This is a genomic window from Cellvibrio sp. UBA7661 (genome assembly GCA_002483365.1).
Lineage (GTDB): Bacteria > Pseudomonadota > Gammaproteobacteria > Pseudomonadales > Cellvibrionaceae > Cellvibrio.
Genome location: DLHT01000011.1, coordinates 224,380 through 249,282 on the forward strand (window position 1 = coordinate 224,380; position 24,903 = coordinate 249,282).

17 protein-coding genes are annotated in these 24,903 nt (G+C 47.1%); 10 read left to right on the forward strand and 7 right to left on the reverse strand.

Features of this window, described 5'->3' with window-relative positions:
* Positions 1 to 598: 598 nt before the first annotated feature.
* From B2739_RS09805 to B2739_RS09815, 3 genes are all read left to right on the forward strand, one after another.
* Positions 599 to 1,966 (forward strand): hypothetical protein, encoded by a 1,368-nt coding sequence (locus tag B2739_RS09805; RefSeq protein ID WP_331345681.1) that lies wholly within the window; start codon positions 599 to 601, stop codon positions 1,964 to 1,966.
* Between the two features lie 92 nt (positions 1,967 to 2,058).
* On the forward strand, positions 2,059 to 3,027 hold the full coding sequence (locus tag B2739_RS09810) for a 1-aminocyclopropane-1-carboxylate deaminase/D-cysteine desulfhydrase (RefSeq protein ID WP_331345682.1): 969 nt from the start codon (positions 2,059 to 2,061) through the stop codon (positions 3,025 to 3,027).
* Positions 3,028 to 3,111: 84 nt separating this feature from the next.
* Positions 3,112 to 4,263 carry a cyclic nucleotide-binding domain-containing protein gene (locus B2739_RS09815; RefSeq protein WP_331345683.1) on the forward strand — a complete coding sequence of 384 codons (1,152 nt, stop codon included), beginning with the start codon at positions 3,112 to 3,114 and terminating at the stop codon, positions 4,261 to 4,263.
* On the opposite strand, the gene B2739_RS09820 is transcribed toward B2739_RS09815, so the two are convergent.
* Positions 4,260 to 5,252 carry a DUF1853 family protein gene (locus B2739_RS09820; protein ID WP_331345684.1) on the reverse strand — a complete coding sequence of 331 codons (993 nt, stop codon included), beginning with the start codon at positions 5,250 to 5,252 and terminating at the stop codon, positions 4,260 to 4,262. The two genes, B2739_RS09815 and B2739_RS09820, sit on opposite strands and share 4 nt — an antisense overlap.
* A 92-nt stretch (positions 5,253 to 5,344) precedes the next feature.
* Here B2739_RS09820 and B2739_RS09825 point away from each other — a divergent pair, with 92 nt between their 5' ends.
* The 6 genes from B2739_RS09825 to B2739_RS09850 all read left to right on the forward strand — a co-directional run bounded on the left by B2739_RS09825 (position 5,345) and on the right by B2739_RS09850 (position 12,343).
* A complete protein-coding gene (locus B2739_RS09825; protein WP_331345685.1) occupies positions 5,345 to 6,244 on the forward strand; it encodes an NAD(+) kinase in 900 nt (299 codons plus the stop codon).
* An 18-nt stretch (positions 6,245 to 6,262) separates the two neighbouring features.
* Positions 6,263 to 7,267 (forward strand): metallophosphoesterase, encoded by a 1,005-nt coding sequence (locus B2739_RS09830; RefSeq protein ID WP_331345686.1) that lies wholly within the window; start codon positions 6,263 to 6,265, stop codon positions 7,265 to 7,267.
* Positions 7,268 to 7,303: 36 nt separating this feature from the next.
* The gene (locus B2739_RS09835; RefSeq protein ID WP_331345687.1) at positions 7,304 to 8,152 is read left to right on the forward strand and encodes a rhomboid family intramembrane serine protease; all 849 of its coding nucleotides are present in this window, start codon (positions 7,304 to 7,306) and stop codon (positions 8,150 to 8,152) included.
* Positions 8,153 to 8,174: 22 nt separating this feature from the next.
* Positions 8,175 to 8,447, forward strand: coding sequence for a YeaC family protein (locus B2739_RS09840; RefSeq protein ID WP_331345688.1), 273 nt, complete (start codon positions 8,175 to 8,177; stop codon positions 8,445 to 8,447).
* Between the two features lie 31 nt (positions 8,448 to 8,478).
* The gene (pepN, locus tag B2739_RS09845) at positions 8,479 to 11,175 is read left to right on the forward strand and encodes an aminopeptidase N (protein WP_331345689.1); all 2,697 of its coding nucleotides are present in this window, start codon (positions 8,479 to 8,481) and stop codon (positions 11,173 to 11,175) included.
* Positions 11,176 to 11,539: 364 nt separating this feature from the next.
* Complete coding sequence (locus B2739_RS09850; protein ID WP_331345690.1) at positions 11,540 to 12,343, forward strand: nitrate- and nitrite sensing domain-containing protein; 804 nt, start codon at positions 11,540 to 11,542, stop codon at positions 12,341 to 12,343.
* A gap of 3 nt (positions 12,344 to 12,346) precedes the next feature.
* Here the strand turns inward: B2739_RS09850 and B2739_RS09855 are convergent, their stop codons facing one another.
* The 6 genes from B2739_RS09855 to B2739_RS09880 are packed head-to-tail and all read right to left on the reverse strand — an operon-like array spanning position 12,347 to position 19,746.
* Complete coding sequence (locus B2739_RS09855; protein ID WP_331345691.1) at positions 12,347 to 14,107, reverse strand: BatD family protein; 1,761 nt, start codon at positions 14,105 to 14,107, stop codon at positions 12,347 to 12,349.
* Between the two features lie 60 nt (positions 14,108 to 14,167).
* Positions 14,168 to 16,171 carry a vWA domain-containing protein gene (locus B2739_RS09860; protein WP_331345692.1) on the reverse strand — a complete coding sequence of 668 codons (2,004 nt, stop codon included), beginning with the start codon at positions 16,169 to 16,171 and terminating at the stop codon, positions 14,168 to 14,170.
* A gap of 1 nt (position 16,172) precedes the next feature.
* On the reverse strand, positions 16,173 to 17,192 hold the full coding sequence (locus B2739_RS09865; protein WP_331345693.1) for a VWA domain-containing protein: 1,020 nt from the start codon (positions 17,190 to 17,192) through the stop codon (positions 16,173 to 16,175).
* Positions 17,185 to 17,739, reverse strand: a complete 555-nt coding sequence (locus B2739_RS09870; protein WP_331345694.1) for a DUF4381 domain-containing protein — start codon at positions 17,737 to 17,739, stop codon at positions 17,185 to 17,187. The genes B2739_RS09865 and B2739_RS09870 overlap by 8 nt, the downstream gene beginning before the upstream one ends.
* Before the next feature lie 45 nt (positions 17,740 to 17,784).
* Complete coding sequence (locus B2739_RS09875; protein ID WP_331345695.1) at positions 17,785 to 18,756, reverse strand: DUF58 domain-containing protein; 972 nt, start codon at positions 18,754 to 18,756, stop codon at positions 17,785 to 17,787.
* Positions 18,757 to 18,786: 30 nt separating this feature from the next.
* Positions 18,787 to 19,746 (reverse strand): MoxR family ATPase, encoded by a 960-nt coding sequence (locus B2739_RS09880; protein WP_331345696.1) that lies wholly within the window; start codon positions 19,744 to 19,746, stop codon positions 18,787 to 18,789.
* Between the two features lie 194 nt (positions 19,747 to 19,940).
* On the opposite strand from B2739_RS09880, the gene B2739_RS09885 reads away from it, so the two are divergent.
* Positions 19,941 to 24,881 (forward strand): NAD-glutamate dehydrogenase, encoded by a 4,941-nt coding sequence (locus tag B2739_RS09885; protein ID WP_331345697.1) that lies wholly within the window; start codon positions 19,941 to 19,943, stop codon positions 24,879 to 24,881.
* Positions 24,882 to 24,903: the final 22 nt, after the last annotated feature.

Genomic DNA, 24,903 nt, shown 5'->3' on the forward strand with positions numbered 1-24,903 from the left:
TAATTCCCCTTACCGAATCCCCTCATTTGTCACAATTATCCTGCCGCCTGCCTTTCTTTTCTTTTTACCCTATAAAAAAAGATCTACATGAAATTGTCATCTTTGATAGGTAAATTGAAGTTAAGGGCGTAAAGTCCGGGAACTGGTCAGGTGATATACCTGTCTGTGGAATGGGATTTCTCTAAAAGTAAATATCCAATTTAAGGAGTAATGACAATGCAAGATTATATTGAAGAGCTGCTGGACGTTCAGTTTGATGATGTTGACGATGACTTCCCTGAGGATTATTCGGACATCTAGCCCGAGCTAATGCAGCATTTTGCTGCAGGCTCGTGGTGTTCCCCTGCTTTACCTCTCTTTATTTCCCCTTTTGTTTATCCCTGCTCACGCATTTTGATAACCTGAATCGCGGTTCTTCACCTGTTCTATAACCAGTAGTTTTTGACGACGGAGCGGGGGCTATGCAGTTTCGTCGAATAGACCGCAAATCTGCGCAAAAGTCGCCCTTCATGGCAGTTGTTCACGTTTTCACCTGAACGTGTTTCTTATACTCCTTATAACTTTATACACAAATCATCTGGTTTGAGACGACTCTCCTATGTCCAATTACCCCGCAGAGCAACTTGAAGCTGTCTTTCTTTTTCAAGAGGGACAAATAGCGCGCGAGTTACTTTATCCTGAGTTTGAGGCAATTCTGGATGGGTTTATCCCTGTTCCCGATTTTTCTGGTACATCGGCCAAAGCCGCTTATGTACAAATTAACCCCTCGCTAAATGTCACCGGTATAGTTTTTTTTCTGTTGGGATTTGATGCAAAAGGCATGGTCGATCGGCGGTGGAATGTACCGCTGCGCCAGTTGCTGGAATCGGCGGGTTCCGGGCCTGATATGGGAGCAGGTGCAATTCGTCTGGTGTGCTACAGCCAGTGTCCTGTTGCCTGGCATCAAAAGAACTTGTGGGACCCGCTTATGCAGCCGGGCAATAATAGTTTTGTGGCGATGCGTAAAGCAGTGAAGTCCAATCGTTTAGGGTTTGCGATAAAAGCGCCGGAGATACAGGCTGTTACTCCAGCGCCGGTTCAAACAGGACGTACTGCTGCTGATATTGAACGCGAGCAATCAGTGCTGGAACAAAAATTACATGAACACTATGCGCAAGAGTTGCGCGATAAAATGGCTCTTTTGATCAAAGAGCAGCGTTTGCGTATTGCCACGTTGATGAATCAACATCAGGCAAAATTTCATTCACTTCAGCATGAGCACCAACAGCGTTTGTTGGCTTATCAACAGCAATATCAACGGTTGGATCAGCAAAATAAAGAGCTTGAAGAACGCAATCGCTCTTTAAAAGAAAGTCTTGAAATTCAGGCCACTAAAGTGGAGGGGATGCGTGAGTATTTTGCGCACAAACTCAAGGCTGCACAGCAGGATGAATCCAGTCAATTGCAGTTGCTGCAAGAAAATTTCGCGTTGGAGCTCGATACAAAAATTCGTGCTGCTACTGCAGAGTTGCGTGAAATGTTAGACATGCGGGAGGTTGAGCTCTTTTACCGTCATCAAAATGAAAGTGCGTTAAAAGAAGAGATTGTAAATCTTAAGCATGAAAATCAGCAGCTTTTGAAAAATAGTGGCGATCAGTTGCTAGGGCGTTTGACCAAGGCCGGTGTTAATTTGGTTACCTTTCTGCCCGGCGTGGGAGAAATTGCGATTGCGCTCGATGATATTGGTCGTTATCTGGAAGATCCAGATGCGTATGCTGCGGAGAAAGCGGGTGTAAGCCAAGCGGTTTATTTTTCATGGCTAGAACACCATAAGTCGCCCTGTTGCAGTGCAATTGATTCACGCGGCAATATGTGTGGCCGAAGTATTCCGATGATTGAAACTCCATTAGAATTTCACTCAGGGGAAAGTGATCGTTGTACTCAACATCAATCGGTCACTTTTTCATTGGTGGCGGAACGGCGTTGAGTATCAAAAAGTAGATAAATACAAGATAAATACAAATAGTTACATGCAAATAAGAAAATGCTAAATAGATGTGTATTGCAGGTATAAAAACGGTGTTAATTGATTCTGGCGATGATTTCTTTGCCGCTGCCTGCGCGGTGCCGTTACAAAATGTGACCACCAAGGTATTGGCTGCTGCAGGTGTTGAACTACTGGTACGTCGCGATGACTTATTGGATAAGCAGTTATCAGGCAATAAATTTTACAAGTTGTTTTTTAACTTGCATGAGGCAAGCAAGAAACGGATAAGTACATTGTTAAGCTTCGGCGGTGCTTATTCGAATCATTTACATGCATTGGCTGCTGCAGGGCAGCGATATGGCTTTAGAACAATAGGTGTGGTGCGCGGTGAGCGTCCTGCACAGTTAAATCCGACCTTGGCTGATGCCGAAAAATGGGGAATGCAGTTGGTGTTTATCAGCCGTAAGGAGTACGGAGATAAACATGAGTCACCGATAATAGACGCGCTGCACAATCAGTTTGGCGAGTTTTACAGTATTCCTGAAGGTGGTGCTAATCTCGCTGGTGCGCAAGGTATGCAGCTGCTTGGTCGAGCGCTCGAGCAGCAAGTAAAAGCTGACTATACTGCGGTGTGCCTTCCCTGTGGAACCGGTACTAGTTTGGCGGGGCTGGCTGCAGGTATTAGTCAGGAAAAACAGGCATTGGGATTCTCCTGCCTGAAAGGTGATGGGAATTTGGGTGGCAACATCGCGCATTACTATCGCCAACTTTTTAGTGATCGCCTGTGGGTTGATGCTCCTGGAAATTGGCGACTGATCAGTGGGTTTCATGCGGGTGGATATGCCAAAAGGCCCCCGGACTATTTATTTCGCTTTTGGCATGCGTTTGAGCAGGAAACGGGATTGCTACTTGATCCTGTGTATACATTGAAAATGTTTTGGGCAATTCATTGTCTTGCGCAACAAGGATATTGGGCGCGTGGTTCTCGTGTGATAGCAATACACACGGGAGGATTACAGGGGCGGAGAGGATTTACATGTCCTGAGCCAACAGTAATCTGAGTTGCGATAAACCAGCGATAACATGTCGTAAAACTAGTTTTTGTAGCCTTATAAAAGATTGCTTCCCTGTTAAAGGATGTTGTTATGCAAGCTCAAAAAAATGCCCAGGTTCCTGTTGCTGTATCCGCCCCAGTCGGGTTTGACCTGAACTTGACGCGCACATTGGTACCACTAAAAGACATGAGCGAAAGCCATTTGCTTGCTTTATTGGATGATGCAGTTGTGGATACTGTATGCGCAGGACAAACGCTTTTTTCGGTGGGCAGTTACGACGAGCAACATGTCTACCTTCTACATGGTGATGTCGTCTTGGTGGCTGTTGATGGTGCCCGCACCCTGATTAAAGGGCGATCATCCCTTCTTCCTATTGCCCACCAGCAGCCTCGTCAATTTACCGCTGTTGCTGAAACAGATTGCAGTGTGCTGCGCATCAATAGTGAGCGTCTGGATAAAATGCTGACCTGGAGTCAGGTTGCTGATTACCTGCAGCTGATCATTTCGCGCGAGCGGGATCTGGATGAAGATATCGATTGGATGATGATTATTTTGAAATCCAATTTGTTTTTCAAAGTTCCTCCTTTAAATGTCGAGCAAATTTTTTCGCGCTTGACTCCCCAGGTAGTATATGCGGGCGATGTGATTATTCGTCAGGGTGAGTTGGGCGATCAATGCTACTTCATCAAAGAAGGGGAGGCTGATGTGACCCGCCACACTGATAATAAACGCCAGCATTTGGCGACTATCGGTGTTGGTCGTTGTTTTGGTGAGGATGCATTGGTAAATGAAACTGTGCGTAACGCAACGGTTATGATGCGCACGGATGGTGTATTGATGCGTTTGGAAAAACAGGATTTTTATCGCTTATTGAAAGAGCCCAGTGTGGCGACATTGGCATTGGCAGAATTAGCGGAGACTATGGCAAAAGGTGTTGTAGCGGTTGATGTGCGCAGTGAAGAAGAATATAGCGAGGTGCACTTACCTCAAGCCGTGAATATCCCGCTGAACATACTTTCAATTAAATCCCGTTTGCTTGCTAAAGATAAATTGTATGTATTTTATTGTGATACTGGTCGTCGCAGTCGTGCGGCAGCGCATTTGTTGGCGCAGCATGGTTATCGCACATTGGCATTAGATAATTGCGCACAACTATTTAGCCCTGCTGGGGCGCAGCAATATTTAACTGACAAGCAAAATTATGTGTTGCGCAATGGCGATGTGATTCTCGGGCAGGGCTAATTATCTGGCCAATGATCAGGTACGACAAACCCGCGCATAGTTTCCCTCCATATCGTTTTTGTAATGGTATTCATTTCTTCCAAAGCCGCTACCAAAAGCGGCTTTTTTGTTTGTTCCAGTTGTGATTGGATATGTTTGGCAAGTTCGCTAGCAGTTGCTAATCCATCAGGGTTATCAATGTGTGCAGGGGATAGCCAGTGTTGATGCTCAAGAATGATCCACATTGTTTTTGCTTGTGTGGCTTGCTGTAAAAAGTACTGAAAATCTTGTAGATGCCACCAACATCCATAGCCGTGATGCGGGTTGCTGTGCTCAGGGCTAAAGCACATAGATGCGGGTGAAAAGAAATAACCTTGTAAGCACAAAGCGCTGTGCCAGTTTTGAATGTGCGGGTATTTCTCGTGTAATACTTTTTGTGTTTCCGCGAATTGGTGCAGTGGTAACTGATGATTAATGAGATGGGTTAATTTGATATCCAAACGGTCATTGTTGTTTGGTCCAATCCAGTTTTTCCAGTCTGCAGCCTCTTTCTTGTTGTCTGTATTGCATAGATAAAATTTTACAGCAGTCTCAATATGAAAATGCTGCCCATTGCGGCCGCATAGAAAATCCAAAGCGCCTAATGTAATTCCCTTGTGGTTAATTTGCAGGTTGTAATCCAGCAATTGCCATTGTGGGTAATGACTAAAATAAAATTGCCATAAGGCTTCGTAATAAATTCCCAGCCGCGTACTTTTTTGTTGTGCGAGGTGTTTATTCAGTGCACACGGATTGGCGTCCAGCGTGCGCAACCAATCCCGCAATACCGGGTCTGATTGTGTGGTGCCTGTGTTTGAGCGCTGTTCCTGAAAAGGTAAAATCTGTGTTGTTGAACCAGATAATTCCTGCATCATGGGAGCGCTGATGCAACACCAAGCCAAATCACGCACGCATTGCTGCTTGAGTTGATGAATAAGCAATAGTGATGGATCATCAGGTAAATTCGGCATAAATATCAGCCATGGGGAATCTGGAGGCTATAATAGCTTACAAAATCCAGTGATATCTCCTCATTTTACTAACCGCACACTCAGTGACTTTTATGACCCATTTTTCAACTATAGGCCTGATTGGCCATCTTAATAATGAGCGCGCGGTATATTCCATCAAGCGGTTGATCCGTTTTTTACAGCTTCGCAATAAACGTTTTGTCCTTGAGGCGGAAACGGCTGCGCGCATTGTTGATACTGATTTGTTATCGGCTGCGCACCAGATTGTGGATATGGATACCCTTGGACAGGTATGTGATCTGGTCATTGTGGTAGGGGGCGATGGTAGCTTGCTGCGCGGTGCGCGGGCTCTTGCCAAATATGCTGTGCCGCTGTTGGGTGTAAATCGTGGCCGCTTGGGTTTTTTGACTGACATCACCCCGGAAGATATTGAAAAGAAGGTCGATGAAGTTTTGTCGGGCCAATTCAAATCGGAAAAACGGTTTCTGTTGGATATGGAGGTGAGGCGCGATGGAAAGGTTATCGCCACTGCCGATGCGCTGAATGACGTTGTTTTACACCCCGGTCAGTTCATCCACATGCTGCAGTTTGAGATCTCAGTGGATGATGTGTTTGTAACCAGTCAACGTTCCGATGGTGTCATAGTGTCCACGCCCACGGGTTCTACAGCCTATTCACTGAGTGGCGGTGGCCCAATACTGCATCCAGCGCTGGATGCGATAGTCGTTGTGCCCATGAACCCCCATACGTTGAGCAGCCGCCCGATTGTAGTGGCCGGGCACAGTGCTATCAGTATTGTGGTGGGGGAGCACAATCGCGCTGAACCAATGGTGACCTGCGATGGGCATTCGCATGTCGATGTACAGACTGGCGATTTAATTCTGATCCGCAAAAAGCCCCATATGCTGGAGCTGTTACATCCACTGGATTACAACTTTTACGAGCGTTGCCGTTCCAAGTTGGGATGGGGCGGTCATCTGTTGAAGGAGTAACATGGAAAGGCTAACGGCATGATAAAGCAGTCGCCAAATGTATCGATCAGTCGGACTCAGCTGGGTGAAGCCAAGGGCTATGATTTAATTGGTGATGTGCATGGATGTGCCAACACCCTGGAGCGGTTACTGCAAGCCCTGGGGTATCAAAAAATCGGCGGTGTATATCGCCATCGACAGCGGCAAGTCATATTTTTAGGGGATATTGTGGATCGCGGCCCGCGTATCCGTGAGGCCCTGCATTTAGTGCGCGACATGGTTGAACAGGGCAGTGCCCTGATGATTCTCGGCAACCATGAGTTTAATGCCATCACCTATTGCACCAGCACTGGTAGTGGGAGCTACTTGCGCCCCCACACTGCCGCGAACGCGAAACAAATTGCCGAAACCCTTGAACAATTTGCTAATTATTCCCAGGAATGGCAGTCCTTCATTCGCTGGTTTGTGGAATTGCCTTTGTTTTTGGAAATTGAACATCCGCTCACCCGGCAGCTATTTCGTGCGGTGCATGCCTGTTGGGATCAAACCCTGATCGACTTGCATTGCGCTCGTTACGGTGATGGGCACATTGATTGGGAGTTTGTTTTGGAGTCGGCTGAGCTGGGCTCCCTGGCTGCCTTGACCAAACAGCGCCTGACCGGTGGGGTGGATTTACCTTTGCCTGATGGACTGACCGTAACATCGCCGGACGGTTATACCCGTCGCGCATTCCGCACTAAATTCTGGGGTGATGAGGCGAGCACTTATGGTCAATTGTTGTTCCAGCCAGATCCCATTCCGGAGCATATTGCGAGAGCAAAAATTTCTGAAGAGCATCGTTCCCAAATGGTGCATTACGATCATTCGCAGCCCCCGTTGTTTGTTGGTCATTATTGGCTGAAAGGCCGGCCGCGGCCACTTGCCCCTAACCTGGCTTGTCTGGACTACAGTGCGGTTAAATTCGGGCGATTGGTGGCATATCGCATGGATGGTGAGGCACAATTGCAAGCCAATAAATTTGTTTGGGTGTATGTAGATCCCTGACATTTGCAGTTTTTCCCTTCCGCCGGATACAGAGCATTGAACTGGATTACCGTAAAATATTTTCCCATCGAACAGGATTTAAGGGCACTCAGCCATTACTTGCGGGAGCGAGGCTTACAGCATCGCATCACCGAGGAAGACGGCAGGCAATGTCTTGCGGTTTTGGATCCCGCCGTGATCCCCGCCTTGCAAGAATTTCTTACTCATTATGAGCAAGGTAATGCCGAGTTATCGTCTACTAAGGCTCCAGAAGTTTCCGGATCGCCTTCTACAATTCAGGCGAATTTATTTCAGCAGGCACTGCAAGTACCCGTCGTGACCTGCCTTATTTTATTAAGTGGGCTTGGCGCGCTTGTGGTGGGCACCCAATGGATGGCGTATTTTACGTTTCTGGGTGTTGTTGATAATCGCTTTATTTCTTTAGCAGACACATTCGCCAGTGGGGAAGTCTGGCGTTTGGTAACACCAGCCTTTTTACACTCAGGCATTTTTCATGTGTTGTTTAACTGTTTGTGGATGTGGGAATTAGGTCGGCGTTTGGAGTTTTTAACAGGGCGTTGGCACTTCCTGTTATTTTTTATTATCACCGCCATCGCAGCGAATGCGTCAGAATTTATATGGAGTGGGCACGCCAATTTTGGTGGAATGTCTGGTGTTGTTTACGCATTGGTTGGATTTATCGCGGTGCGCCAACGCATTGCGCCTCATCCATTAGTTGCTGTTCCTTCGGCGTTGATCGGCTTTATGCTGTTTTGGTTGGTGTTATGTATGACCGGCGTAGTTGATTACTTTATCGCTGGCTCTGTGGCCAATGCTGCGCATGTGGGCGGATTAATGGCAGGCGTTGTTTACGCATTACTCACAAAACACCTGTATTTACGTTAATTATTTTTTAATTGGAAAAGCTATGGATTTACAGCAATTACTCTCCAGCCTTACGCCAGAAATTTACCAAAATTTAAAGCGTGCAGTAGAACTGGGCAAATGGCCAGATGGTAACCGCGTGTCATCAGAACAACGTCAGTTATGTATGCAAGCGATGATTGCTTACGAACACAAGAATTTACCGCCAGACCAACACACGGGTTACATTCCCCCGGAACCGCATACTTATTGTGGCGATGATGATCACGAGCACGATCATGCGCACACCGACAAGCCCATTAAATGGGTTGAATAATTTTTCTACTTGAGTGAATCAGGAATTTGTTATGACTGCAGCAGAGCAAGGTTTTCCCGCCAAAGAACAAGCCCCCAAAACGATTTATCTCAAAGACTACCAGGTGCCGCCTTATTTGATCAAAACGACCGATTTACGTTTTGAGATTTATGATGGCGAAACACTTGTCAGTGCTATGTTGCATCTCTACCGCAATCCTGCTGCTGCCCCTGCATCGCAACTCACCTTACACGGTGCAGATCTTGAGCTTGTTTCTATTGCGCTTGATGGGAAAATTCTCGGTGCAGATGATTATGAATTCGGTGAAGAACATCTGACGATTTTTAATACCCCTGCTGAATTCAAACTGCTGACCATTACAAAAATAAAACCGGAATCGAATACCTCGCTTGAAGGGCTTTATCGCTCACGGACAATGTACTGCACCCAATGTGAGGCAGAAGGCTTCCGCAAAATAACCTATTACCTTGATCGTCCGGATGTGATGAGTGAGTTCACCACGACAGTGGTGGCTGATAAAAAATTTCCAGTGTTGTTATCAAATGGAAATTTGATTGACCAGGGAGATGCTGAAAACAATCGTCATTATGCGACCTGGCATGACCCGTTTAAAAAGCCCGCTTATTTATTTGCCTTGGTGGCGGGTGATCTTGCCCATATATCGGATAAGTTTACAACCTGTTCCGGCCGCGACGTGACCTTGAAAATATTCGTTGAACCCAAGGATCTGGATAAATGTGATCATGCAATGACTTCACTGAAAAACTCCATGCGTTGGGATGAGGAAGTCTATGGCCGCGAATACGATTTAAATATTTTTATGATTGTCGCGGTTGATGATTTCAACATGGGTGCAATGGAAAATAAAGGCCTCAATATATTCAATACATCCTGTGTATTGGCAAAACCTGAGACCACCACCGATGTTGGCTTTCAGCGCGTAGAAGGTGTTGTTGCCCACGAATATTTCCATAATTGGAGCGGTAACCGTGTGACTTGTCGCGATTGGTTCCAGTTGAGTTTAAAAGAAGGTTTTACGGTTTATCGCGATTCAGAATTTTCAGCTGATATGGGGTCGCGCACAGTAAAGCGCGTAGAAGATGTCACCTTGCTTCGGACACTTCAATTTGCAGAAGACGCAGGGCCAATGGCGCATCCGATCCGCCCGCAATCCTATATCGAAATATCCAATTTCTACACCATGACAGTATATGAGAAAGGTGCAGAAATTATTCGCATGTTGGCCACTTTGTTGGGTAAAGAACATTTCCGCAAAGGAACAGATTTGTATTTTGATCGTCACGATGGTCAAGCGGTTACCACAGAAGATTTTGTTGCAGCATTGGCAGACGCATCGGGGCGTGATCTCACCTTGTTCAAGCGGTGGTACTCCCAAGCGGGTACACCGCGTTTGCACATTACAGATTATTACGATGAAGATGCACAAGAATACTCACTCACGATCAAACAGTCTTGCCCCCCTACACCTGAATGTCAGGAAAAACTGCCGTTCCATATTCCGATTGCGATGGGATTATTAGGCAGTGCAGGGGATTTGCCGCTCTATTTAAAAAATGCCGAACCTGATTTTGAAACGAGTGATAACACGCACAAGGTTCTTGAGTTAACCAGTGCCGAACAAACGTTTGTGTTTGAGCGTGTACAAGAAAAACCGGTACCGAGTTTACTGCGCGGTTTTTCGGCACCGGTAAAAATGCATTATGACTACAGCATTGCCGATTTGATTGTATTGATGAGCCGCGATAGCGATGGTTTTAATCGTTGGGAGGCCAGCCAGCAATTGGGGCTACATGCTATTCATCAGGCTATGAAGGTGTACCAGCAGGGCGGCGATTTGAAAAATTGGACGCTAGAACCAGATTTAATAGCGGCCTATCGCAGCATCTTGCAAGATGACAGCCTGGATAAGGCAATGGTGGCTTACATGCTTAGTTTGCCATCAGAAGCGTATTTGAGTGAATTGGCTGATGTGGTGGATGTTGAAGCAATCCACTACAGCCGCACTGCAGTGCGTGTTGCACTTGCGCGTGCATTGCGCGATGAGTTAATGCGTGTGTATCAGGATTATGATCATCAACAGGCATACAGTGCTACCGCAGATGCCATCGCTGCGCGCAGTCTGAAAAATGTTGCACTCGGATATTTAATGCTGCTTAACGACGATGCGCTAGTGCAAGCATGTGAGCAGCAATATCGCACCAGTAACAATATGACGGATGTGATGGCAGCCTTGACACAGTTGGTCAATAGCAGTTCACCGCTCGCGCAGCAATTGGCTGTTAAGGCACTGGATGATTTTTATCAGCGCTGGCAGCATGAATCACTGGTGGTAAATCAGTGGTTAACCGTGCAGGCGAGTTGTGTATTGCCTGGTACGCTGGCCAACGTAAAACGTTTGCAGCAACACCCGGCATACGATGGTAAAAACCCAAACAAAATCCGCGCCTTGATCTCCAGCTTCTGCAATAGTAATGCGATTAACTTCCATGCAGATGCAGGCGCTGGTTATGCATTTCTTGCGGACCAAATCATCGTGCTTAACAGCCAAAACCCGCAAATTGCATCGCGCTTATTAACGCCTTTGACCAAATGGAAAAAATATAACGTACAGCGACAATCATTGATGAAGGCGCAGCTGGAGCGAATTATGGCAGTGCCGGATCTTTCCAAAGATGTGTACGAAGTGGTCAGTAAAAGTTTAGCGTAACAATTACAAGTTTATCGAACGCAAAGCGGGCATCGCGTAAGAGATGCCCGCTTTTTTTTGCTTGCCAATGGCATGAATGTTGAAGATAGAGTTATAGCGATAGTATTGAATGAGCAATATCGCACTGTTATGCACTGAATTGTTGCCTTGTAGTGGCAATGAATATTTTTTTGCACTGATATATTGCACATGGGCAAAAAAGCATGCGGCAAGTATTGGCTAGCATGGCGAACGTCGTAACGGGAAATATCAAAACATATAGAAACAGTTGCTGACCTTGCGCCCGAGAACAGTTATCGCGCTGGCCAAGCCGCTGAAATTGCAGGCCACTTGCATAGATTGACTCATTATTCGGAGTAGTATTATGGAAGCTCCTGTTTCATTGCTGGTTGTTTTTTTGGTATTTCCTGTAGGTTTTTTGCTGTTTTTAATCATTTCACTTAGCCTTAAAAAGCGTCAGGCAAGCGCATTATTTTTTAAAGGTATTACCTACATAAAACTGCTGCGCAGCTTGTTAACGCGCATTCAGCAGCATCGCGGTTTGACAACGGGTTTTATCAATGGGAACCATGCTGCGCAGCAGAATATTGCAACCTTATCGGTTCAGATCAATCAAATTATTGCTGAACTTGATGCGGCAGGTGACTGGATGAAGGATAACGTCAAATGGTCCAGTTTGGTGGATCATTGGAGCCGTTTGTCATCCATTTACATACAGGGTGATGCCGACAAGAACTTTAAACAGCACAATATGTTGATCGCCAATTTATTATATTTAATTGATGATATAGCGGATGCACACCATCTTTCAAAATTGACGGGTGAGGCAAGCGATACCGATTGGCGCTATTTATTATCGATTGCTGAATATATTGGGCAGGCGCGCGCTTTGGGTACTGGCGTTGCGGCAAAGGGGGAGTGTTCCAGCGTGTTGCGGATCCAGCTCAACCATCTCCGCAATAAAATTGCATCCAGTGTTGATGCATCCTGGCCAGATGCATCGCGTGTGGAAATCCAAAAATTATTGCGTTGTATAGAAACGCAATTGATTGTTGATCATCCCTGTATTCAAGTGGAGGATTATTTTCAACTGGCGACCCGATGTATTGAGCATGTGTTTGATCAATTCGATCGCCAGATTGAGCGTTTGCAATATTACCGTAATTAAACCTTAGCTTTTATACAGCGGCTGTAATGGGCTGCTGTTTTTATTGTTGTAGGATTTATTCCTACGGAAGTTTGCCAAGGTCTGCAAGAGTATTTCACTGTCTGGTGTAATGTTATTCCCACCAAAAATTGCCTCATCCAGTTTGCGTAGTTCTTCGGTGAGTTCCACGCTATTGATATGTGTTGCAATGGTTTGTAAGTTGGTCAGCGATGGATTTTTCCAATAAATCTGGGCCCAATCGATCAAGGCTTTGCGTAACTCTTTCCAATTGTTTTCGGCCAGCTCTCGCTTAACCTGATTCCATGCCGCATTTTCCGCTTGCAGACGCTGGTTTTTTTCCTGCTCTTTCGCAGTATGAAGGCCTGCAAGCTTGCGTTTGACGATAAAAAATTCCAATGCAAAATAGGCAGCGGCCAATAAGCTAACCAAATTGGTGATGTAGAGCCATATCGGTGTTTGCTGAACAATACGCGTTGATTGTTCTTTAAGGCCTGTTAGGTCAGTGTCAATATCCACAGTTGCGGGAGCAGTTTCTTCATTTTCGGTTGTTGCCTGTTGGTTTTGTTCGGCGAGTTGTTGTGCAGACATATCACCCAGACCGACACGCAATGTCACGGCAGGCAATGTTGCTGTGCGCAGGCTATTACTGTTGGTATCCCACCAGTTAACCTTCACCTCAGGCAAAGTGAAATCGCCGGCTTTGGTGGGCACTATGGCGATAGTTTCAATGCGTGATCCTGTTATGCCCTGGCTATTTTTTTGGTCATCGTTTTGAGCTTGATCGTTATAAAATGTGAGCCCATTAACCGGCAGGATTTGCAATGGATTAATTTGGCCTGCGGTCAAACCATCTGCTTTGATTGTAATGCTGCGGGTGACTGGTTCACCAATTTTTAATGCGTCTATGCTTGTGCTCCAATGCTCACTCAGGCTGACATTGGTGGCTGGCATCCAGTTGTTACCATTTGCAGCGGCAGGTGCTGGCAATATGGTCAGACGTTGCTCTTCGGTACGTAAACGCAAAATATTATTTTGGTTGTTGCCATAAAATCTGTCCCATAAATCGCGATGGCCTGTATCAATAGCAACTTGGTACAACATGCTGGGAATAATCAACTCGCCACTTTGTTGCGGGAAGAGCGCATAGCGGGTTTCAATAACTGCACCGGGTCGGCCATTTATTTTGGTTTGATATTGCTTTTCATCCAGTTGCACCGCTAGAGCATCTTTCACTTGCAGTGGTGACAGTTCCATTCCACTGAGGCTGATAGTGGTAAACAAGCGCAGCGTTACAATGATTTGTTCCTGCACATAGCTGGTATCTTTGCTGGTTTCTATTTCAACGCTGACATTGTCATCGGTATTTTGTGGCGATTTACTTTTCCCTTCGATAGTTATTTCAATCGCATCGCTGATTGCGCCATCGATTGAAAATGAAGGAATCAACAGTTTGCCGATACGCTTGGGTGCAAGTGCAATTTTCCATTCGGTAGATGCTTCCATACTGCCGTTGATGATGCTCATTTGGGTGCCGCTACGGGTATTTAAAATATCAAAATCTTTTTGCAGCAATTCATAATCAGGCGTTGCGTTGATTTGTTCGTCGTAGCGCAGCGTCAAGGTAAAGGTTTCGGTCAGGGCGAGTGTATCGCGGTCTACGCTGGCAGTAAGGTTGCCAGCATAAACATTCAGCCCCGTCACCATTAATAAAAAGCCTATGCAATGGCTGAGCAATTTCTGCAAAGTAAAAAATGCGTTTTTCATTGTGTATTTCCGTTGCAAATAAATGCGTCTCGATAATTGATCCCATACCGGGCAGGTTACCTACCAGCGATTTTCTGCCCCATTAGCAGGAGGTTCCCAATCACCATTGAGAATTTCGTAGTTGCGTTTGTCATGTTCGTAATTAAATTTGTTGCGTAATAAGCCACCCGGATCATCTGGCACGCGCCGCAGCCATTGCTCCATCGCCTGACGTTCTTCATCTGTTAAGCCATCATCTTTGGGCTCGCCTGCTTGACGTTGCTCTTCAGCGGCTTGCTCTTCTTTTCGCTGTTCATCCTGTTCACGCTGTGCAGCGTCAGCAGCTTCTTTCTCTTGCTCGGATTTTTGTTCCTCTGATTGATTCATTGCAGACGAATTTTGCTGGGTATCGTCTTTTTGTTCGTCAGAGCTGTCCTTTTGTTCGTCAGGACTATCCTTGGGTTCTGCATCGGGCTGATTTTGATTGTCCGATGATTGTTGGTTTTGGTTGTCCTGGTTTTTATTTTGGTCGTCGCTCTGCTGATCTTGATTTTGTTTATCCTGGTTTTGTTCATTTTGGTTTTGTTGGTCGTTGTTCTTTTGATCATTGCTCTTTTGGTTATTGTTTTGTTGATCCTGACTCTCCTGATCCTTGTTTTGCTGATCGTCATTTTGCTGGCTGTCGGAATCCTGGTTTTGCTGTTGCTGCTTAAGCGCATCTTCCACTAACTGGCGATTCTTTTTTGCATCTTCCAGAGCAGGATTTAACTTCAAAGCCTCGTCATACGCTTTGATAGCGTCCTGTAGCTGATTGGCTTTGGCTAGGGCATTGCCACGGTTGTAATGGCTTTCAGCGGTGTTGGATTGGGCATAGCCTTTTGCGGCATCGCCGTAATTACCTGCGCGATATTGAGCGCTGGCTTTCCAATCGGGATGATCAAATTGCTGTGCTGCTTCAGCGGCTTGTTGTTGCTGGAGCTTTTCATAAGCTTGCTGATTTTTATTTTTCCATAAATCATCCCAGCCGAATGCGTAGCTTTTACTGGGTGTCAATGCGGCCATGGGGATGATGAATAAACACAGCAATACGCCCTTGCGGAAGCAGTACAAAATAATTGGCAGCAATAAAATGACCAGCCAGTGGCCGCGGTCATACCAACTGTCAAATTCGCGATCGACTCGTTGGGTTTCTTCTTTTTGTGGTGCAGGTAAATCCATCAAGTAATCAATATCGCTGCTGGTGTTACTCATGGTGCGGTAACGGCCACGGGTTTTCTGCGCAAGCGATTGTAGATCGCTGGCGTTTAATGCAGTGGTGACAATATTGCGTTTATTGTCGCGTACGAAACCACCGTTTTCACTTGGGATAGGCGTAGGTGAAGTGCCGCCAATACCGAGAATAGAAAGCCGATATTGGCTTTCACGATCCATCATTTCTTGCAGGTTGTATTGCGCATCTGCATCGACGCCATCGGTAATCAACAGCAAATCACCTTGGGTGATATTGGAATCCTTTAGCAGTTTGATAGCACGGCTCACCGCCGCTTCGGTATTGCTGCCGGGCGCGGGCATTACATTGGGATGTAACGCAGGAATTATATTGTTGATAGTTTCTGTGTCATCCGTAAGTGGCGTTACGACATGTGCATCGCCAGCATAAACGACGAGTGCGGTTTGGCCATCTTTACGCAAACGCAATAGGTCAACCAGTTTTAAACGAGCGCGCACAAGGCGTGAGGGTTTTACATCTTCGCTCATCATAGATGGTGAAAGGTCTAACATAATTACCAGCGCTTGTTGGTTTTGTTCAACAGCGACCGGGCGCTTTTCCCAGCTGGGGCCGGCGAGGGCGATACAGCTGATGACCCAGGCAATTAATAATGCAATCAGTCGCCAAGGCTTGATGCGAGTTGTCTGACCATCGAGTAAATATTGCAATAATTCGGGCGCAACCATTTGCTGCCATTGGCGAGCGTTGTGTTTTTGATACCACAACAGCAGCGCAATAATGACGACGGGCACTAATGCGGCTAACCACCAAGGGCGCAAAAAATGGAAGTGAGTCAGTAATAAATCGAATGACATTTTATTTCACCTCCGCTTTAAGAGTGGCTGATGAAATTGCGCGGCCTTGCCACACATGGCTGACTGCCAATAGCAGGCTCAGTAAAAACGCGAATGCGAGCGGCCAATAAAATAATGTCTGCACCGGACGAAAAGTTTCCGTTTGTATTTCAATCGGCTCAAGGCGATCCAATTCACGGTGAATGCTATCCAGTTCTTCCAGATTGCGCGCACGGAAATATTTTCCACCGGTTTTTTCTGCAATCGCCATCATGGTGCCTTCATCCAAATCGCGCGAGGGGTTAATGGTGCGCGAGCCAAATAAACCCGGCACTTCCATTTCTTCTGCACCAAAGGCGATGGTGTAAATCGTAATGCCTGCTTTTTGGGCAAGCTCTGTTGCCCTGTCTGGTGAAAGGACACCTGCAGTATTGGCTCCGTCAGTTAGCACGACCAGAACGCGGCTGGCATTTGGCCTGTCGCGCAGGCGTTTGACCGCGAGACCAATTGCATCGCCAATGGCAGTTTCCCGTCCCGCAAAACCGATTTGTGCTTCTTGTAATAATTGATTAACGGTTTGGCGATCATAGGTTAAGGGTGCCTGCAAATAGGCTTGCGCGCCGAATAAAATCAAACCCAGGCGATCGCTGGTGCGACGCTGAACAAAATCACCAATCACGTGTTTTACCGCCATCAGGCGATTAATACGGCGGCCACTCAGCACCATGTCGGTTTGTTCCATGCTGCCGGAAATATCCACGGCCATTAACAAATCGCGTCCGCTGGACGGCATGCTGGTGGGCTCACCGACCCATTGCGGATTGGTAGCCGCTAATAAGCAACTTAACCACACAGCCCATAACACTATTAATAGTGCAGGGCGCTTGCCTGAACTAAAACGATTTTGCTGTTCCAGTTGGCTGGCGTCTTGATAAAAAGGAACACGCAGTGCTGCTTCAATTCTTTTCTTCGGTGCGATAAAACCCATCAGTAACGGAAGCGGGGCAAGTAATAATAACCACGGCCATTGCATTTCAAACATGAGTGGCCTCCTGCGTGATCATTTTTTTCAGCGGAAGTTTTTGTCGATGATTGCGGTGTAATGCAATCCACTTTGCACTCAATTGTTGCAAGTCATCGACCGCGATCTGCGGATTTTTTTGATAAGGGCCGATTAATAATGCCTGGCCAATCTCGCCAGAAAAAGCGTTGTTGGTTTCAGGGCATACCGAGTCCAACCAATGCAGCCAATCGACTCCTTTAATACTGGCGTTAAAACTCTGTGGATAGGATGTCAGTGCAGTACGGCGCAGCAGCAAGCTCAGCGCTTGTAAATACGCAGCGGTATTGTGCGTTTGTTGGTAATCAGCATAAATGCCTGCGAGTTGATGTTGTGCAACCGCGCGATACACATTCTGCGCTTTACGTTTGCGCCACATAAAAAAGAGGGCGGCAACCAGTAATAGAAGAACGATCAAAATCCACCAGCCAGGTGCCAGTGGCCACCAGCTTACGCCATCGGGTAAATGGATATCGGCTAATTGATCCAGTGGGGATGCTGTCGGTTGTTGTGGCATTGACGGTTGCATAATCTACTTAATATTCGTGAATAGAATTAACTGTTGCGACCAGCGCTATTTTTTTCGCCCAAAAGCTTTGCGTAAACCATCCTGGATATCGTCTTGCGTGGCGTAACTCAGCAGTGGAATACGCAGTCGTTTACACATTTGTGTGAGCATATGCAGGCGTTGGTCGAACTGGTTTTTATAAGCTTGTTGAAACGCTTTGTCATGAGTTGCCAATTGCAAACGTTCACGCCCATCGCTGATGGTGAGCGGAGCATTACTGATAAGCTCGCGTTCCAGTTGGTCATAAAGATGAATCAGCGTAACGTCGGTGTGACGCGCTAGTTCAAAGAGCTGTTGTTCGGCTTTGCTATCAAGATCGTGAAAGTCGCTGATGATAAACAGCGCGCATCCTGGCTTGGCGATGCGTCGTGCATCGGCCAACATATCATTGAGCGTATTGGCGCGTTGTAATTGCCCGTTGGCGAGTGATTGGGGTGCAGGTGTTATTGGCGATGTTAAGCGGTGATTGTAATCCTGTAATTGATGCAGCAATTCCAATACCGCGTGTTTGCTGCGGCGCGGGCGTACATCGCGCTGGTCGTAATCGCCAAACACCAATGCGCCCAAACGGTCGCCATTGGCAAGTGCTGCCCAACCCAATAGTGCGGCGATATGTGCAGCAAGTACTGATTTAAAACAGCGTGTGCTGCCAAAAAATAACGGCGAACGTTGGTCTACCAACATAAACACCGGGCGCTCGCGTTCCTCGCGAAAAATTTTGGTGTGCGCAACTTGCGTGCGTGCAGTGACTCGCCAATCAATCGAGCGGATGTCATCGCCGGGTTGATACAAACGCACTTCTTCAAAGTCCATTCCACGCCCGCGAAAACGGGTGCGTTCACTACCGGATAACAAACTGCGCGCAGGTTGATGTGCAAACAGTTTTAAATCTTGCGCTGAAAATCGGCAGCGCAATAACGCCGCGAGCTCGGTGTAAGCGCCGCGCGGATTGAGATCTTGTTGCGATGTGTTGCTCATGGCCGCTTCCTGTGTAGCTGAATGGGCTGCTTAGCTTAGGGGCACGGCGGCGAGCAATTTATCAATGGCACTGTTGGTGGTGGTACCAGTGGCCTCTGCTTCAAAACTTAAAATCAAACGGTGGCGCAATACATCGTGCGCAACAGCTTGCACATCATCGGGGCTGACAAAATCGCGGCCATTTAACCAGGCATGCGCGCGGGCACAGCGGTCAAGTGCGATAGTCGCACGCGGGCTTGCGCCGTATTCAATCAACTCAGCTAACTCTTCTGAATATTCTGCCGGGCGACGTGTGGCATTAATCAAATGAACGATGTAGTCCTCAACACTGTCGGCCATATGAATGGATAAAATTTCGTTACGTGCAGCCTCGATGGTGGCCTGGCTGATGATGTCTGGCTGTGCGGCTGTAACAGCGGCTGCTTCATTGCGCGCTAATTGCAAAATGCGGCGCTCGGCTTCAATGCTTGGGTAATCCACCACCACGTGCAACAAAAAGCGGTCGAGCTGTGCTTCCGGTAATGGATAAGTTCCTTCCTGCTCAATCGGGTTTTGCGTCGCCATCACCATAAACAAACCGGGTAGGGGGTAAGTTTTACTGCCCACGCTCACTTGCCGCTCGGCCATGGCTTCCAACAAGGCAGACTGCACTTTGGCCGGGGCGCGGTTGATTTCATCGGCCAATACCAGATTGTGGAAAATTGGCCCGGGCTGGAATTCAAAACGGTTTTGCTCAGGGCGATAAATATCGGTGCCGGTGACATCCGAAGGCAATAAATCAGGTGTGAACTGGATGCGGTGAAAATTGCCTTCAATTGCTTGCGACAGAGTTTTGATTGCTTTGGTTTTGGCAAGACCGGGCGCACCTTCTACCAGCAAATGGCCATCGGCAAGCAACGCAATCAGGAGTCGTTGGGTCAGATGCTCCTGACCGATGATTTGGTCGTTGAGCCAGGTGTTGAGGGATTGGATTTGTTGGTAAGCCTGCATTGGAATTGAATACCTTTGTCTTTGTGATTAATGGTGAATTCATCGCTGTAGGCCCTTGCGAGTAGGTTACAGCGCCACAGAAGTGCTCGATAGACCCTGCAAGGTGGTGGCAGTTCCTTGTCATTTCAACTGTTTACAGGAATTTTTCGACTAGTCTTAAAGAACACCTTGTCTTGCATTAAGGAGCGTATCCAGTGAATAGTCCCTTGGTTAGCCAGCACAAACTTGCCGGGTTCCTCGCCGAATTTACCGATTACAGCGCATCCCGGCGGGCGCCTGCCGAGCATCAGGTGTTACTGCAATTGGCCAACCGTTTTTTTAACCATTATCCACTGGAGGAGTTGGTTGGACGGCGGCTGAGCGATGTGTTTGGCAGCCTCTATCAATGGTGGCAATTCATTCAGGTGTACGATGGGCTTCAGCCCAAAATCCAATTATTCAATCCAAGTCTCGCGGTGGACGGCTGGGTGTGCCCTCATACCGCGCTGGTGGTTTTGCAGCGGGATATGCCGTTCCTGGTGGATTCCATCCGCATAGAGCTAAACCGGCGCAATATTGCTATTTACACCATTAAAAGTACCGTGCTGAATCTGGTGCGCGACCGCGACCATCATCTGCTCGCGCTGGGTGATAACGGCCATACACCTGAACAATCAGCAGCGCCCGCTACTACAACATCCGGCACCACAACAAAAGAAGCATTGATCGTGATGGAAATCAGTGCCCACAGCGACCAGCAGGAATTGGATGAAATTACCCGCAGTTTGTACAGCATCCTGTGCGAGGTCACAAAAGTCGTTGCGGATTACCAACCCATGCGTGCTGCTGCATTAGCAGTAGAGCAAAACCTTAATTTTGCCGATGCCACACTGGCGGCGGCAGACATCCAGCAAACCAAAGCATTTATGCACTGGTTGACGGAAGATAAATTTACTTTTCTGGGCTATTCAGAATACGAATTCAAAGACATCGATGGCAAAAAAACATTGTGTGAAATTCCTGTGCAACGATTGGGCGTTTTTGCCTTGCGTGAAGCAACTGCGAATCCCGTTTTAGCGGTTGATGCGTTTAATGAGGGGATGGCGCGTTTTCATTTGGTGCCGCAGGTGATTACGTTTTCCAAATCGTCGGCACGCGCACGCGTCCATCGTTCGGCGTACTCGGATTACATCATCGTTAAACGCTTTAACACCAAAGGCGAGGTCACTGGTGAGGTGCGTTTTCTTGGCCTTTATACGTCGGTTGTGTACTTGATGAGTCCGTTTGAGATTCCATTGATCGCAACCAAGGTTGCCAAAGTATTTGCGCGGACAGGGCTGGATGAATCCAGTCACGATGGCAAAAATTTCCGCCAATTATTGGAAACCTTTCCGCGCAACGAATTGTTTTTAAGTAGCAGCGCAGAGTTGTATGAAACCTTGATGGGTGTTGCACGCATTAATGAGCGTTCCATGGTGCGGTTATTTATGCGGCGCGATCCATTTGGAAAATTTATCAATTTCCTGGTGTATGTGCCGCGCGATTATTTTTCTACCAAAGTGCGCTTGGCAATTCAGGAACTGATTGGCAACGCAATCGGCTCCCATGAATCACAATTCACTACCTATTTTTCGGAATCTATTCTTGCCCGCGTGTATTTGGTATTTAAAGTTGATAGTGCTGTACCTGCGCATATCGATGTGGAGACCTTACAGGCGGGTATTGTGAATATTACCCGTTCATGGGAAGACTATTTGCACAGTGCGCTCATGGAAGCCCATGGTGAAGAAACGAGTGCGCATTTGTTACGCGAATACCGCGATGCATTTTCTTCCGCGTATCAGGAAAAATACGATGCGCGCACTGCCGTTGCCGATATTCATTCGATTGCCCAGTTATTTTCCGATGCGGCTGATGGCGCAGCTGAAAAAACTATTGCACTCAGTGTTTATCACTCACTGACTGGCGATGGCAATTTTATCCAATTCAAAGTCTTTCATAGGGCAACTACATTAGCGTTGTCCGATGTCATCCCGGTACTGGAAAACCTGGGCTTTCGTGTGGTCAGTGAAAGTGCATACGATATTTGTACGTTATCGGGCCGGACAATTTGGTTGCATGATTTTAAGTTGGCCCATCAATTTTCAGCTGCACTTGATGTGTCTTCCATCAAAGAAAAGTTCATGCAGGCATTTGCGGCCATTTGGCAGGGGCTTGCCGATAACGACAGTTTTAATGTCTTGATTACCACTGCCAATCTGGAGTGGCGGCAAGTGGTGATGCTGCGTGCCTACGCAGGTTATATGCACCAGACATTATTCCCCTTTAGTGCCAATTACATGGCGCTGGCATTGGTGAATCAAGCAGAGCTTGCGCGCAAACTGGTTGAACTTTTCAGTTTAAAATTTGATCCTGATCGGGTAGATGAGCAAACACCGCAGCGCCTTGATGCATTGCATCAGGATATTCTCGCGCGTTTGGATTCAGTGCAAAACCTGAATGATGACCGGATTATCCGTCGCTTTCTGGCGTTGATTGATAATACGTTGCGCACCAATTTTTATCAGTTGGATGAGCAGGGCGCGGCCAAACCCTATCTCTCACTAAAATTTTCACCACGCAAGTTGCCGGATATTCCGGCACCGCGCCCATTGTTTGAAGTTTTTGTCTATTCACCGCGCATGGAAGGCGTGCATTTGCGTACCAGTAAAGTAGCGCGCGGTGGTTTGCGTTGGTCAGATCGCTTGCAAGATTACCGCACCGAGGTGTTGGGCTTGGTAAAAGCCCAACAAGTGAAAAATGCCGTGATTGTTCCCAGTGGTGCAAAAGGCGGTTTTGTGTGTAAAAAAATGCCGGTCAATGTCACACGCGAACAACAGCAAGCGGAGGGTATTGCGTGTTATCAATTGTTTATCCGTGGTTTGCTGGATTTAACCGATAACCTTGTTGAGGGTAGTATTCGTGCGCCGCGTCAGGTTATCCGCTACGACGACGATCCTTATTTGGTGGTGGCCGCTGACAAAGGCACCGCCAGTTTTTCTGATATCGCCAATGCAATTTCAGCAGAATACGGGCATTGGTTGGGCGATGCGTTTGCCTCAGGCGGTAGTCAGGGATACGACCACAAAGGCATGGGCATTACTGCACGCGGTGCATGGATTTCGGTGCAGCGCCATTTCCGTGAAAAAAATATTGATGTGCAATCACAATCGATTAGCGTCGTCGGTATTGGCGATATGGCGGGCGATGTGTTTGGCAACGGTATGTTGTTATCGCAAGCGGTGATGTTGGTTGCGGCATTTAATCACCAACATATTTTTATTGATCCCAACCCTGATCCAGCTCGCAGCTTTAGTGAGCGGCAGCGTTTATTTACCACACCGAAAACCACTTGGGCTGATTACAATGCATCGCTCATCAGCGAAGGCGGTGGTGTATTTAACCGCAGCGCCAAATCGATTCCTATTTCAGCGCAAATGCGCACACGGTTCGCGTTGGATGCAGCAAGCCTCACACCATCGGAATTAATCAATGCGTTATTAAAAGCACCGGTGGATTTAATTTGGAACGGTGGTATTGGCACTTATGTCAAAGCGAGCAATGAATCTCATGCGGATGTAGGCGATAAAGCTAACGATAGCCTGCGTGTAAGCGGTGATGAATTGCGCTGCAAAGTATTTGGAGAGGGCGGCAATTTGGGGATGACCCAGCGAGGTCGCATTGAATATTGTTTGCATGGTGGTGCTTGCAATACAGATTTTATTGATAACGCCGGTGGTGTGGATTGCTCTGACCATGAAGTTAATATCAAAATTTTATTAAACGAAATTGTTGCCAATGGCGATTTAACACAAAAACAACGCAACCAGTTGCTAATCGATATGACTGAAAATGTTGCGCAATTGGTGTTGCATAACAATAGCCGCCAAACACAGGCAATTACCATTGCACAATCGGAAGCATTAAAGCGCAGCGCTGAATACCGCCGTTTTATGAATGAATTGCAGCGGCAGGGGCGGCTCGACCGTAAACTGGAATTTCTGCCAACCGATGAGGTATTGCTGGAGCGCCAGACCCATGGTAAATCCTTAACGCGTCCTGAGCTTGCTATTCTAATTTCCTACGCAAAAGCGGTGCTGAAAGAAGATTTAACGCAAGCGAATATTGTGGATGATGAATATCTCGCAAAATTTATTGAAACCGCATTTCCACATAAAATCGCACAATTATTTCCTCTTGCGCTGCGCAATCATCGGTTGCGCTGTGAAATTGTCGCCACCCAAATTGCCAATGATATGGTCAACACCATGGGAATCAGTTTTGCGCAGCGGCTGATGGAATCAACCGGCGCGAGTGCAGGGGATGTTGCCAAAGCTTATATCATCGCACGCGATATTTATGCGATGCCTGAATTTCTAACCGCATTGGATTATGCGGGTACCAGCATTCCAGCAGAGCTGCATTTGCAATTAACCAACGATATGATGCGCAAAATTCGTCGCGCTGCGCGCTGGTTTTTGCGTAACCGTCGCAGTTATCTGAATCCCGCCAGTGAAGTGGAGTTGTTTGCTCCGGGCATGTTGCATATCAACCAACATTTGCCTGAATTATTAGTGGGAGATGCGCTACAGGAATGGGAAACGTCGGTGCAAAAATTGCGTGCGTTGTCGCTACCGGAAAGCCTGATAAGGCGTGTTGCCCATCCGGCCGATTTATATTCCGGCCTGAGTGTGGTGGAAGCAGCGCGCATTGCCAATACCGATTTACAGTTATTGGCACGTGTGTATTTTGCGCTGGGCAACTATTTAAGTTTGCCCTGGTTTTCCAACCAAATTTCCAATTTGTCGGTAGATAATTTTTGGCAAGCGATGGCTCGCGAAACCTATCTGGGCGATTTGGAATCCCAATTACGCAGCCTGAGTATTTCGCTCATCCGCTTTATCGATGACACGGTTGCCTCAGATGAGGTGACGGTTGTATTAGAGAATGTGATAGACCGCTGGAGCCAGCAGCATCAACTATTGATTGCGCGGTGGAAATCCATGGTCAATGAATTGCAGGCAGTGAATGGTACTGATTTTGCGATGATTGCAGTTGCACTACGTGATTTATTGGATTTGGCTCAAGCGAGCCAGCATTGTAATAGCCTGGATTAAATACCCAGGCGATCATCGGCCC

Excerpts from the sequence above, each read along its gene's own strand:
- B2739_RS09805 (WP_331345681.1), top strand. The coding sequence starts at position 599 with ATGTCCAATTACCCCGCAGAGCAACTTGAAGCTGTCTTTCTTTTTCAA.
- B2739_RS09815 (WP_331345683.1), top strand. The coding sequence starts at position 3,112 with ATGCAAGCTCAAAAAAATGCCCAGGTTCCTGTTGCTGTATCCGCCCCA.
- B2739_RS09820 (WP_331345684.1), bottom strand. The coding sequence starts at position 5,252 with ATGCCGAATTTACCTGATGATCCATCACTATTGCTTATTCATCAACTC.
- B2739_RS09825 (WP_331345685.1), top strand. The coding sequence starts at position 5,345 with ATGACCCATTTTTCAACTATAGGCCTGATTGGCCATCTTAATAATGAG.
- B2739_RS09830 (WP_331345686.1), top strand. The coding sequence starts at position 6,263 with ATGATAAAGCAGTCGCCAAATGTATCGATCAGTCGGACTCAGCTGGGT.
- B2739_RS09840 (WP_331345688.1), top strand. The coding sequence starts at position 8,175 with ATGGATTTACAGCAATTACTCTCCAGCCTTACGCCAGAAATTTACCAA.
- pepN (WP_331345689.1), top strand. The coding sequence starts at position 8,479 with ATGACTGCAGCAGAGCAAGGTTTTCCCGCCAAAGAACAAGCCCCCAAA.
- B2739_RS09850 (WP_331345690.1), top strand. The coding sequence starts at position 11,540 with ATGGAAGCTCCTGTTTCATTGCTGGTTGTTTTTTTGGTATTTCCTGTA.
- B2739_RS09855 (WP_331345691.1), bottom strand. The coding sequence starts at position 14,107 with ATGAAAAACGCATTTTTTACTTTGCAGAAATTGCTCAGCCATTGCATA.
- B2739_RS09860 (WP_331345692.1), bottom strand. The coding sequence starts at position 16,171 with ATGTCATTCGATTTATTACTGACTCACTTCCATTTTTTGCGCCCTTGG.
- B2739_RS09865 (WP_331345693.1), bottom strand. The coding sequence starts at position 17,192 with ATGTTTGAAATGCAATGGCCGTGGTTATTATTACTTGCCCCGCTTCCG.
- B2739_RS09870 (WP_331345694.1), bottom strand. The coding sequence starts at position 17,739 with ATGCAACCGTCAATGCCACAACAACCGACAGCATCCCCACTGGATCAA.
- B2739_RS09875 (WP_331345695.1), bottom strand. The coding sequence starts at position 18,756 with ATGAGCAACACATCGCAACAAGATCTCAATCCGCGCGGCGCTTACACC.
- B2739_RS09880 (WP_331345696.1), bottom strand. The coding sequence starts at position 19,746 with ATGCAGGCTTACCAACAAATCCAATCCCTCAACACCTGGCTCAACGAC.